The sequence below is a fragment of the Micromonospora sp. U56 genome (genome assembly GCF_018070095.1).
Lineage (GTDB): Bacteria > Actinomycetota > Actinomycetes > Mycobacteriales > Micromonosporaceae > Micromonospora > Micromonospora purpureochromogenes.
In genome coordinates, this window is sequence record NZ_JAGPYL010000032.1 from 42,544 (window position 1) to 53,885 (window position 11,342).

Sequence of the window (11,342 nt, forward strand, 5' to 3'; positions counted from 1 at the left end):
ACCGTGAGTAGTCCTGAGCAGTCTGTCGCACCGGTCGGAGCGCCGCCCACGTTAGGTGACACTTACCGCCGATTCTCGTCATCAACAAAACCGTACGTCCGTCTTGCTATTCGCGCAACCTCGTGCCAGGGTTCGGGACGAGGAGGTGCCACCATGATCCATCACGTCCTGCTCGCCTGCCCACGCGGCTCCGAAGAGGCCTCCCGGGACTTCTACGCCGGCCTGCTCGGCCTGGTCGAGAAGCCCAAACCGCCGGCCCTCGCCGCCCGCGGTGGTTGCTGGTTCACCGGGTACGGCGCGGAGCTGCACCTGGGCGTCGAGGACGGCTTCCGCCCCGCCCGCAAGGCGCACCCGGCCCTGCTCCGCCCCGACCTCGACGACCTCGCCGCCCGGCTGGCCGCCGCCGGACACCCGGTCACCTGGGGCGACGACGAGCTGCCCGGGATGCGGCGGTTCCACACCGAGGACCCGCACGGCAACCGGCTGGAATTCGTCGCCCCGATCACCGGCTGACCGCCCCCGCTCCGCACCCGCTGATCTCCTGGGCGGGGCCTGGTCCTCGCGGTGCTCGCCGGACAAGCCGGACAGCTAGCCCCAGCGAACCACCCGAGTCAATCCGGGCATTCGGCGTCGAATAGGCGAAGCGGGACGGCGACCCGAGGCATACGACGATCGAGCGATATTGCCCGTGAGGCATAAATATGACTCACAGGCATATCGCTTACTATGGCAAGTGGGGGCGGACGTAGCCGGTGGCCCGTACCTCGGCCTCGCGTCGACCGGGACCCCGCACCCAAGCCGGCCGCGTCAGGCGTCGCGCAGCAGCGCGACCACCGCGTCGCGGGCCGCGCGCACGGCGTCCCGGGACTGATCGGTGTGGTCCAGTGCGTCGAAGCCGTGCCGCCCATCTGGTACGTCGAGGACCCGCACCGAACGGCCACTCGTCGCCGCCGCCGAGGTGAACGCCTCGATCCCGGCCAGCACCGGCGGCATGTCCCGACCCGCGCGGACCAGCAGGATCGGCAGGTCGCCGGCGGACGCCACGGCGTCGACCGGGTGGAACCGGGCCTCGACCTCCCAACCGGGCAGCGGCTCCAGCAGCGGATAGGTGCCGACCAGCCCGCGCAGCCACGACGGCGCGGCGCGCAGCCAGTCGCCCAGCAGCAGGCCGCCGCCGGAGAAGAACCAGAGCACCAGCCGGTCGGCGTCGACCCGGGGATCGGCGCGGACCTGCGCGACGGCCGCCGCGACGTCCTCGGCCGCGGCCGGGAAGCCCGTCAGCTCGTCCACCCGGTAACTGACGACAGCGGCGACGAGGCCCTGCTCGGCCAGGAGGGCGCCGTATCCCCGGTAGAGGAGCCAGTCGCGCGGGTCGGACGCGCCAGGTGGCAGCGGTGCGCCGTGGACCAGCACCACGGCGGGCCGGGGCCCGTCACCGGCCGGCAGGTGCAGGTCCACCTGGCCGTCCCGCTCGACGGGGGCAGCCAGCGGGGACAGGACGAACGGTGTCCGGTCGAAGGGCGTCGCCATGCCGGCATGGTAGCCGCCGAGCCCCTGCTCCGACGCCCCGTCGACCGTCCACCCTGGATGAAGTGGGACACGTCGGCAGGTGGTCTGTCACCATGTCGGTCATGGAGATCTGGCACAACCCGTCCTGCTCGAAGTCCACCTGCGCGCGCACCACCCTCGACGAGGCGCGGGTGCCGTACCGGCTGCGGGCGTACCTGGAGCAGCCGCCGAGCGCAGCCGAGTTGACCGAGGTGCTGCGCCGGCTCGAGGCGCGCGCGTGGGACATCTGCCGCACCGGGGAGCCGGCCGCGGTGGCCCGGGCCATGGTCGACTGGCCCCGCGACGACGCCACCGAGCCCCGCTGGATCGAGGCGATGGTGGCGCATCCGGAGCTCATCCAGCGGCCGATCCTGCTGCTCGACGACGGCAGCGCGGTGCTCGGGCGTACCCCCGGAGCGCTCGACGAGGCGCTGCGCCGCGCCGGGGCCGAACCCGAGCGCTGAGCCGCGCCCGCCGGGTCAGGCCTGCTCGCCGGCCGGCGTGCCGTTCCCCGCGGCCTGCGCGTGCCGCTCGCGCAGCCGGTCCCGGATCTCCTCCGGCGTGTACGACCGGCGGCGCCGCTCGGCGCGGGCGATGACCACGCCGGACGCCGCGACGCCGGCCAGGCCGGCCAGACCGAGTACCTTCCACCACCGCATTCGTTGCCGCATCGGCCTAGGGTAGACGTTCATGAGCATCAGCCTGGACGAGGCCGTCGACCTGACCCGTACCGGAGACCTGTGGGTGTTCCGTGGCCGGAGCGTGCCCGACCGTGCCATCCAGCTCACCACGAACAGCCCGGTCAACCACGTCGGCATGGCCGTGGTGCTGGACGACATGCCGCCCCTGATGTGGCACGCCGAGCTGGGCCGCTCGCTGCCGGACATGTGGACCGGCAGCCACCAGCGCGGCGTGCAGTTGCACGTACTGCGCGACGCGGTCTGCGTCTGGGCCAACCGGTACGGGCAGCGGGCCTGGCTGCGCCAGCTCGACCCGCCCGCCGACGCGGCGATGGAGCAGGCGGTGCTGCGTACCGTCGCCCGGCTCGATGGCACGCCCTTCCCCTCCACCGCCCAGCTCGCCTGGCGCTGGGCGCGGGGCCGCGTGCCGCAGGTGCGACTGCCGGGCCGCCGGGACCGCTCCGGGGTGCGGGTGCCGGACCGGGCGCTGGAGACGGCGTACTGCGCCGAGGTGGTGGCGGTGACCTACGAGGCGATGGGGCTGCTGCCGGCCGGCCGCCGTCCGAACTGGTACGACCCGGGTCGGTTCTGGAGCGGCGACGACCTCGACCTGGCCGGTCACGCCAAGCTCGGCGCCGAGGTCGAGGTGCACATCCCGCCGCGCTGAGGTTTGCCGGCGCCCGCCGGCGGCAATTGGTGACGCCGTGAGAGCCTCCACCGATCTCGACACGCTGACCGACTTCTTCGACCGGTACGGCGTGGCGCTCACCGCCGGCGACGTACCCGCCCTCGCCGGCTGCTACGCCCTGCCCGGGCTGGTGGTCGCCGACACGTACAGCTTCTCCTTCAGCACGCTGGCCGCCGTCGCGCTCTCCTTCGTCGGCGCCGCTCCGGACTACCAGGAACGGGAGCTGGTCGCGGCGAACGCGTTGATCGAGGACGTGCAGCCGGTCTCCGCGCTGCTGACCGAGGTGGCCGTGCAGTGGGAGTTCCTGGACAGCCAGGGTCGGGCGGTGCCGGGCGAGCGGTACCGCTACCTGCTGCGCACCACCGAGGACGGTCCGGCCATCTGCACCGTCATCCGCGCGGCGTGACGCAACGTCTCCCGGGCGGCCGTTCGGTGGGCGGCGTCGGTGCGGGGCTGACCCGACCGGACCCCAATCGGTCTCATGCCGCCAGCCGTTTTCCGACCCGTACCGGCCGGACGGACCGTACCGGGCGGGCCCTCTGCTGTCCGGCGTCCGCGCTGGCTAGGCTGGCGCGGCTGCTCCGACAAGGGGGACCTCATGTCCGACCGCTCGGCCCCACGGCCGGCGCGATCCGCACCCGCCGTGCTGGCGTCGACGCCGTGGATCGTCGTGCTGCTCGGCGCCGGTCTGCTCGCCGTCCTGCTGGTGTTCGCCCTGCTCTCCTTCCGCGGACCGGAGCACGCGGCGGCGCCCGAGCCGGCGCCGCCGATGTACCTGCCGAGGATGCCCTCCGTGACGTCGTCCGGGACGCCACCGGCCGACGCCCCACTGGTCGCCCTGAACGCCACCCCGTCGCGGACGGCCACCGCCACTCCGTCGCCGCGGGCCAGCACCCGCCGGCCGGCCGCGACGCCGACGACCCGCGCACCGGCCGCCGGGTCCGGCCGGGTGAGCGCGGACTACCAGGCCACCTCCAGCGACCGGGACTCGTTCTCCGCCCGGCTGACGGTGCGCAACACCACCGGCGGGGCCCGGGAGTGGCGGGTGGAGCTGCTGTTCACGGGCAACGTCAAGTCGATCCGGGCGTCGTCGGACTCGGGGCTGTCGGTGCGTACCCAAGGAAGTGGCTGGTTCGTGCTGAGCGGCACCAGGCCCCTGCCGGCGGGGGAGAGCGCCGTGGTGTCCATGACGTTCGGCCGGACCGGCAGCGGTGACCGGCCGGGCCAGTGCACCGTCAACGGGGCGGACTGCACCATCGGCTGAGCGCCGGACGCGTCCGTACCATCAGGACGGTGCTCGGGGCACACACTTTCCGGCCCTGCCGATGATGGCTACGCTCGCCCGACGGCACGGATGAGGGAGGGGCATGTCCGGCACGCGTCGCCGCTCGTCCCGGGCCGCCGCCACGGCGCTCGCCTCGTCGCCCTGGCTCCTGGTGGCCACCGGGGTCGTGGTGATGGTGGTGCTGCTGGTCGTCGCGTTGACGGCGTCCCGCGGCCGCGAGCCGGAGACCGCCCGACCGGCTGACCTGCCCGCCACCATGGCGCTGCCCGACCTGCCGTCGAGCCCGCCGTCGCGAGCCCCGGTCGCCCTGCCCGCCCCGGGCGCCCCGCAGCTCACCCCGCCCCGCAGCGATCCGCCGCCCGGCCCGACGCCCAGCGGACGCCCCGCGTCCTCCGCCGCGGGACGGGACACGCGACCGGAGTCGGCCCCGCCGCCCCCGTCGCCGGTCACCGGGCGGTACCGGGTGATGGAAGCCTGGGACGACGGCTTCATCGGCGAGGTGCTGCTCGCCAACGCCGCCGCCGGTCCCCGCCCCTGGACGGTGCGCCTGGTGCCGCCGGCCGGCAGTCGCGTGGCCAGCTCCTGGGTGGAGGGTGCGCCGCAGGGCACCTCCCGGATGTCCGACGGCGTCTTCACGTACACCAGTGGGGTGGACCTCGACGGCGGCGCGTCCGTGGCGCTGCGGTTCCACCTCGAACACACCGGCGAGAACACCCGCCTGAGCGGGTGCACCGTTGACGGCGCCGCCTGCGCCGGCCTCTGATCCACCCTCTGTCCGGCGGCGCCGGGTGACCTCCCCCTGCGGCGGAACGACGGCACGTTTCGCAAGGAGGCTGCTTTGTTGCGACCATGTTTGCAAGGTATTGCAGAATGTTTCGGCAAGAGCTAGCGTGCGGGCGAATCAGCGACCAGAGGAAGGCCGTCGATGAAACCCCCGCCGATATCTCGCAAGGCACTGCTCGCCTTGGTCTCCACCCTCACTCTCGCCCTCGTCGGCGTCCCGGTCGCCGTCAACCAGCTCGGCGCGGATGCCACCGACCGGACGCCCACCGTCGACACCCTGGCCGCGGCCGGCGCCGCCCAGTGGGGCGCCGAGCCCTCGACCGAGGCCCTGCTGAAGGCCGGCGCCGGCACGGGACGCGCCGAGCAGTTCTACTTCGTACTGCCGGACCGGTTCGCCAACGGCGACCCGCGCAACGACTCCGGCGGCCTCACCGGCGACCGCCTGCGCACCGGCCTGGACCCGAAGGACAAGGGCTTCTACCACGGTGGCGACCTCAAGGGCGTCATCGACAAGCTGGACTACATCCAGGGCCTGGGGACGACCGCCATCTGGCTCGCGCCGATCTTCAAGAACCGCCCCGTGCAGGGCAGCGGCGCGGACGTCTCGGCCGGCTACCACGGCTACTGGATCACCGACTTCACCCAGGTCGACCCGCACTTCGGTACGAACGAGGAGATGCGGAAGCTGGTCAAGCTCGCCCACCAGCGCGGCATCAAGGTCTACCTTGACGTCATCGTCAACCACACCGCCGATGTCATCAAGTACGGCGAGGACAAGTACGCGTACGTCGACAAGAAGACCTCGCCGTACACCGACGCGCAGGGGCGCGCCTTCGAGGACCGCAACTACGCCGACGGCACCCGGGACTTCCCGACGGTCACCGCGGACGCGGGCCCGTACACCCCGACCTTCGCCACCCCCGCGGACGCCAAGGTGAAGGTGCCGGCCTGGCTGAACGACCCGACGATGTACCACAACCGCGGTGACTCGACCTTCGCCGGAGAGAACAGCGAGTACGGCGACTTCTTCGGCCTGGACGACCTGTGGACCGAGCGTCCCGAGGTGGTGCGGGGCCTGACCAAGGCCTACGGCGACTGGATCGCCAGCACCGGCGTCGACGGCTTCCGGCTCGACACCGTCAAGCACGTCAACCTCGACTTCTGGCCGCAGTTCAGCCGGGGCATCAAGCGGGCCGCCGACGCCGCCGGCAAGAAGGACTTCTTCATGTTCGGCGAGGTCTACAGCGCCGACCAGGAGGTCACCTCGGCCTACGTGCGGCGCGGTGGGCTGCCGGCCACCCTGGACTTCTCCTTCCAGGAGGCCGCGCGCGGCTACACCGCCGCCGACGGTTCCGCCAAGGCCCTCGCCGACGTGTACGCCCGCGACGACCTGTACGCCGCCCGGGACACCGGCGCCAACCGGCTGACCACCTTCCTCGGCAACCACGACATGGGCCGGATCGGCTCCTTCATCGCCGCCTCCGGCGGCGATGACGCCACCCAGCTGCGCCGCGACCAGCTCGCCCACCAGCTGATGTTCCTCACCCGGGGCCAGCCGGTCGTGTACTCCGGCGACGAGCAGGGCTTCACCGGGCCCGGCGGCGACAAGGACGCCCGGCAGGACATGTTCGCCACCAAGGTGGCGGACTACCTCGACGACGACCTGATCGGCACCACCCGCACCCACGCCGACGACCAGTACGACACCGGCCACCCGCTCTACCGCACCATCGCCGAGCTGGGCACGCTGCGCCAGGCTCACCCGGCGCTGCGTGACGGCCTCCAGGTCACCCGGTACGCGGCCGACGGCCCCGGCGTCTTCGCCTTCTCCCGGATCGCCCCGGCCGACCGCACCGAGTACGTGGTGGCCGTGAACAACGCCGCCACCACGCAGTCCGTCTCCGTCGACACCTGGTCCGCCGGCACCGCCTTCACCAGCGTCTACGGCGGCGCCGCCACCGCCACCACCGGCGCGGACGGCAAGCTCGGCCTGACCGTGCCGCCGATGGCGGCGGTGGTGCTCAAGGCCGGCCGGCCCATCCCGCAGGCCACCGCCGCGCCGGGCATCACCCTCAGCGCGCCCGGCGCCGACCCGGTCGCCACCCGGACCGCCGTCACCGCCCAGGTCACCGGCGACCCGCTGGCCACCGTCACCTTCGCCGCCCGGGTGCCCGGCGGCAGGTGGACGCTGCTGGGCAGCGCGCACACCGCCCCGTACACCGTCCACCACGACCTGACCGGCCTGCCCGGCGGGACGAAGGTCGAGTACAAGGCCGTCGCCCGCGACGGCAAGGGGCGGACCGCCGGCACCCGCGCCACCGGCGTGGTCGGCACCCCGGCGCAGAGCGCCGCCCGGGACTGGGCGGTGGTGCACTACCAGCGTCCCGCCGGCGGGTACGACGACTGGGGCCTCTACACCTGGGGTGACATCGACCCGGCGTACGCCACCGAGTGGCCCAAGGGGCAGCCGTTCGCCGGCGAGGACTCCTACGGCCGGTTCGCCTGGGTCAAGCTCAAGCCGGGCGCGAAGTCGGTCGGCTTTCTGGTGGTCGACAAGAACGGCAACAAGGACGTCGCGAACGACCGCACCATCGACGTGACGCAGACCGGCGAGGTCTGGGTCAAGCAGGGCGATCCGACGCTCTACCCGACCCGGCAGGCCGCCACCGGCGAGCCCGACCCGGCGGTCGACGAGAGCACCGCGGTCATCCACTGGCGCAAGGCCGACAACGACTACGCCGGCTGGGGTCTGCACCTCTGGGACGGCGCCGCCAACCCCACCGACTGGTCCAACCCGCTCAAGCCGGAGAAGATCGACGCCTACGGCGCGGTCTTCCGGGTGCCGCTGGCCGCCGGCGCCACCGGGCTGAGCTACATCATCCACTCCGGTGACACCAAGGATCAGCCCGACGACCAGCGGCTGGACTTCGCCAGCGCCGGTCGTGAGGTCTGGCTGCTCGCCGGGGTGAAGGGCCGGCTGCTGCCGCCCAGCTCGTCCGGCCCCGCCCGGGACCTGGACATCACCAAGCAGAAGGCGCACTGGATCGACCGGTCCACCGTCGCCTGGCTGACTCCTCCGACCGACGGCAAGCAGTACGCCCTGGTGGCCGCCCCGGCCGGCGGGCTGAGCATCGCCGACGGCGAGCTGGCCGGGACGTACACCTCACTGCCGCTGCGGGCGCAGCGCAACGGGCTCACCGAGGCCCAGCGCACGGCCTTCCCGCACCTGTGGTCCTACCGCACCTTCACGCTGGACCGAGCCGACCTGGCCAAGGTCCCGGCGGCGCTGCGCGGGCAACTGGTGGTGACCGAGCGCGACGCCGAGGGCGGGCTGCTCGGCGCGACCGGCGTGCAGATCCCGGGCGTGCTCGACGACGTCTACGCCCGGGCCACCGACGCCCGGCTGGGCGCCACCTTCGCCGGCCGGGTGCCCACCCTCGCCGTCTGGGCGCCCACCGCCCGGACGGTGTCACTCCAGCTCTTCGACTCGCCCACGGCCGAGCCGAGGACGGTGGCGATGAGCCGCAATGACCGCACCGGCGTCTGGTCGGTGCGCGGCACGAAGGCCTGGGCCGGCAAGTACTACCGCTACCAGGTCGAGGCCTGGCAGCCGGCGGCGCAGAAGGTGGTCACCGCCGCGGTGACGGACCCGTACTCGGTGGCGCTCGCGCCGGACTCGACGCACAGCCAGATCGTCGACCTGTCCGAGGAGGCGCTGGCCCCGTCCGGCTGGGCCAACCTGCGCAAGCCACCCGCGGTGCCGGTGTCGAAGGCGCAGATCTCCGAGCTGTCGGTACGGGACTTCTCGATCGCCGACGCCACCGTGCCGGCGGAGAAGCGGGGCACCTACCTCGCCTTCACCGACCCGAACACGGCCGGCATGAAGCACCTGAAGGCGCTCGGCGACGCCGGGGTCAACTACCTGCACCTGCTGCCCTCGTTCGACTTCGCCACCATCCCCGAGAAGCGGGCCGCCCAGCAGCAGCCCGACTGCGATCTGGCGCAGCTGCCGCCGGACTCCGACCAGCAGCAGGCCTGCGTGGCGAAGGTCGCCGAAAAGGACGGCTACAACTGGGGGTACGACCCGCTGCACTACACCGTGCCGGAGGGCGGCTATGCCGTCGACCCGGCCGGGGCCAAGCGGACCACCGAGTTCCGGCAGATGGTCGCCGGGGTCAACGGCGCCGGGCTGCGCGTGGTGCTGGACGTGGTCTACAACCACACCTCCGCCTCGGGCACCGACCCGAAGTCGGTGCTCGACCAGGTGGTGCCGGGCTACTACCACCGGCTGCTGGAGGACGGCAGCGTCGCCAACTCGACCTGCTGCGCCAACACCGCGCCCGAGCACGCCATGATGGGCAAGCTGGTGGTGGACTCCATGGTCACCTGGGCCAAGGCGTACAAGGTGGACGCGTTCCGGTTCGACCTGATGGGTCACCACCCGAAGGCGAACATCCTGGCCGTGCGGGCCGCGCTGGACCAGCTCACCCCGGCCCGCGACGGCGTGGACGGGAAGAAGATCCTGCTCTACGGCGAGGGCTGGAACTTCGGCGAGGTCGCCAACGACGCCCGGTTCGTGCAGGCCACCCAGGCCAACATGGCCGGGACCGGCATCGGCACCTTCAACGACCGGCTCCGCGACGCGGTGCGCGGCGGCGGCCCCTTCGACGGCAACCCGCGCATCCAGGGCTTCGCCTCCGGTCTCTACACCGACCCCAACGGTGACACCGTGAACGGGACGGCGGCCGAGCAGAAGGCGCGGCTGCTGCACTACCAGGACCTGATCAAGGTGGGGCTCGCCGGCAACCTGCGGGGCTACCGGTTCACCGACTCGTCGGGCCGGCAGGTCACCGGCGCCCAGGTGGACTACAACGGCTCGCCGGCCGGCTACACCGCCGCGCCGGGTGAGGCGGTCACCTACGTCGACGCGCACGACAACGAGATCCTGTACGACGCGCTGGCGTACAAGCTGCCGCAGGGCACCTCGGCGACGGACCGGTCGCGGATGCAGGTGCTGGCGTTGGCGACCACCACCTTCGGACAGGGGGCGGGCTTCGTCACCACCGGCTCCGAGCGGCTGCGCTCGAAGTCGCTGGACCGCAACTCGTACAACTCCGGTGACTGGTTCAACCAGATCCGGTGGGACTGCGCGCAGGGCAACGGGTTCGGCGCCGGCCTCCCGCCGGAGCAGGACAACAAGGACAAGTGGCCGTACGCGAAGCCGCTGCTGGCCGACCCGAAGCTGGTGCCGGACTGCGCCGCGATCAACCTGGCCGACGCCCGGTACGCGGAACTGCTGCGGATCCGGGAGTCCTCGCCGGTGTTCGGGCTGGCCACCGCCGGCCAGGTGCAGCGGCGCGTCGCCTTCCCGCTCTCAGGCGAGAACGAGACGCCGGGCGTGCTGACCATGACCCTGGACGCCCGCGGGCTGGACGGGACGTGGAAGTCGCTGACCGTCGTGTTCAACGGCACGCCGGAGACGGCGAAGCAGACGGTGACCGGCCTGCGGGGCGCGGACGTCGCGCTGCACCCGGTGCTGGTGAACTCGGCCGACCCGGTGCTCCGGACGGCCTCGTTCGACCGGGCGGCCGGCACGTTCACCGTGCCGGCGCGCAGTGTGGCGGTCTTCGTCCAGAAGTGACCCCATGACGGTCCGGCCCCCTGCCACCGAGGTGGCAGGGGGCCGGACCTGTGTGTGGATCCCGCGCTGACCGGCGGTCAGTTGAAGCAGTCCTTGACGGTGCCGGCGCAGTTGGTGGGGTCGTTGTTGGTCACGGTCGACTTGTCGTCGAGCTTGACCTTGCCGTCGTTGTTGAGGATGCCGCCGGCGACTCGGTGCTGCTTTGAGGCGTCGGTGGCCTTGTTCTTGGTGACGTGGGTCTTGGTCAGGGTGACGGTGCCCTTGTTGTTGAAGATGCCGCCGCCGTTGAGGGCGGTGTTGCCCTTGACCTCGGTGTCGCGCAGGGTGAGGTGGGCGCCGTCGCGGTCGCGGTCGCGGTCGTTGTCGTGGTCGCCGTTGTCGTTGTTGTCCTGGAAGCCTTCGGCGAGTTTGACGTCGGCCTTGCCGTTGAAGATGCCGCCGCCGAAGCGTCCGGCGTTGTTGTCGACGATCTTGCTGTCGGAGATGGTGGCGCTGGCCTTGTTGTCGTCGTCCTTGTCGTCCTTGTCGTTCTTGTCGTTGTTGCCGTTGTTGCCGTTCGGGCCGTTGTTGCCGTTCGGGCCGTTGTTGCGGTCGTTGTGGTCCTTGTCGTTGCGGCGTTCGTCGCTGACGTTGTAGATGCCGCCGCCGTCCTTGTCGGCGTGGTTCTTGGCGACGATGACCTTGTCGAGGTCGAGGGTGGTGTCCTTGGCGTAGATG

The 11,342-nt window shown here is 72.2% G+C and carries 9 protein-coding genes and 1 pseudogene; 7 read left to right on the plus strand and 3 right to left on the minus strand.

All coding sequences use genetic code 11. From position 1 onward, the window contains the following. The first annotated feature begins 153 nt into the window (after positions 1 to 153). Positions 154 to 513: a VOC family protein gene (locus tag KBX37_RS13900; protein ID WP_210776307.1), complete on the plus strand. Its 360-nt coding sequence runs from the start codon at positions 154 to 156 to the stop codon at positions 511 to 513. Positions 514 to 807: 294 nt separating this feature from the next. Here KBX37_RS13900 and KBX37_RS13905 read toward each other — a convergent pair whose 3' ends face one another. Continuing rightward, a complete protein-coding gene (locus KBX37_RS13905; RefSeq protein WP_210776308.1) occupies positions 808 to 1,530 on the minus strand; it encodes a hypothetical protein in 723 nt (240 codons plus the stop codon). A gap of 101 nt (positions 1,531 to 1,631) precedes the next feature. Between KBX37_RS13905 and KBX37_RS13910 the strand changes: the two genes are divergently transcribed. Next, entirely contained in the window at positions 1,632 to 2,012 is a 381-nt protein-coding gene (locus tag KBX37_RS13910; RefSeq protein WP_210776309.1) for an ArsC/Spx/MgsR family protein, read from the plus strand. Between the two features lie 15 nt (positions 2,013 to 2,027). Here KBX37_RS13910 and KBX37_RS13915 read toward each other — a convergent pair whose 3' ends face one another. After that, on the minus strand, positions 2,028 to 2,207 hold the full coding sequence (locus KBX37_RS13915; RefSeq protein ID WP_179806561.1) for a hypothetical protein: 180 nt from the start codon (positions 2,205 to 2,207) through the stop codon (positions 2,028 to 2,030). Between the two features lie 31 nt (positions 2,208 to 2,238). On the opposite strand from KBX37_RS13915, the gene KBX37_RS13920 reads away from it, so the two are divergent. The 5 genes from KBX37_RS13920 to pulA all read left to right on the plus strand — a co-directional run bounded on the left by KBX37_RS13920 (position 2,239) and on the right by pulA (position 10,625). Next, the gene (locus KBX37_RS13920) at positions 2,239 to 2,895 is read left to right on the plus strand and encodes a hypothetical protein (protein ID WP_210776310.1); all 657 of its coding nucleotides are present in this window, start codon (positions 2,239 to 2,241) and stop codon (positions 2,893 to 2,895) included. Positions 2,896 to 2,932: 37 nt separating this feature from the next. Next, the gene (locus tag KBX37_RS13925) at positions 2,933 to 3,322 is read left to right on the plus strand and encodes a hypothetical protein (protein ID WP_154936066.1); all 390 of its coding nucleotides are present in this window, start codon (positions 2,933 to 2,935) and stop codon (positions 3,320 to 3,322) included. A gap of 192 nt (positions 3,323 to 3,514) precedes the next feature. Next, positions 3,515 to 4,180 (plus strand): cellulose binding domain-containing protein, encoded by a 666-nt coding sequence (locus KBX37_RS13930; protein ID WP_210776311.1) that lies wholly within the window; start codon positions 3,515 to 3,517, stop codon positions 4,178 to 4,180. Positions 4,181 to 4,283: 103 nt separating this feature from the next. Then, positions 4,284 to 4,964 (plus strand): cellulose binding domain-containing protein, encoded by a 681-nt coding sequence (locus KBX37_RS13935; RefSeq protein ID WP_210776312.1) that lies wholly within the window; start codon positions 4,284 to 4,286, stop codon positions 4,962 to 4,964. Between the two features lie 162 nt (positions 4,965 to 5,126). Beyond that, positions 5,127 to 10,625 carry a pullulanase-type alpha-1,6-glucosidase gene (pulA, locus tag KBX37_RS13940; RefSeq protein ID WP_210776313.1) on the plus strand — a complete coding sequence of 1,833 codons (5,499 nt, stop codon included), beginning with the start codon at positions 5,127 to 5,129 and terminating at the stop codon, positions 10,623 to 10,625. A gap of 77 nt (positions 10,626 to 10,702) precedes the next feature. Here the strand turns inward: pulA and KBX37_RS13945 are convergent. After that, a pseudogene (locus tag KBX37_RS13945) lies at positions 10,703 to 11,342 on the minus strand (hypothetical protein); the annotation flags it as partial.

Coding starts and splice junctions, on each gene's coding strand:
- KBX37_RS13900 (WP_210776307.1), top strand. CDS start 154: ATGATCCATCACGTCCTGCTCGCCTGCCCACGCGGCTCCGAAGAGGCC.
- KBX37_RS13905 (WP_210776308.1), bottom strand. CDS start 1,530: ATGGCGACGCCCTTCGACCGGACACCGTTCGTCCTGTCCCCGCTGGCT.
- KBX37_RS13910 (WP_210776309.1), top strand. CDS start 1,632: ATGGAGATCTGGCACAACCCGTCCTGCTCGAAGTCCACCTGCGCGCGC.
- KBX37_RS13915 (WP_179806561.1), bottom strand. CDS start 2,207: ATGCGGTGGTGGAAGGTACTCGGTCTGGCCGGCCTGGCCGGCGTCGCG.
- KBX37_RS13920 (WP_210776310.1), top strand. CDS start 2,239: ATGAGCATCAGCCTGGACGAGGCCGTCGACCTGACCCGTACCGGAGAC.
- KBX37_RS13930 (WP_210776311.1), top strand. CDS start 3,515: ATGTCCGACCGCTCGGCCCCACGGCCGGCGCGATCCGCACCCGCCGTG.
- KBX37_RS13935 (WP_210776312.1), top strand. CDS start 4,284: ATGTCCGGCACGCGTCGCCGCTCGTCCCGGGCCGCCGCCACGGCGCTC.
- pulA (WP_210776313.1), top strand. CDS start 5,127: ATGAAACCCCCGCCGATATCTCGCAAGGCACTGCTCGCCTTGGTCTCC.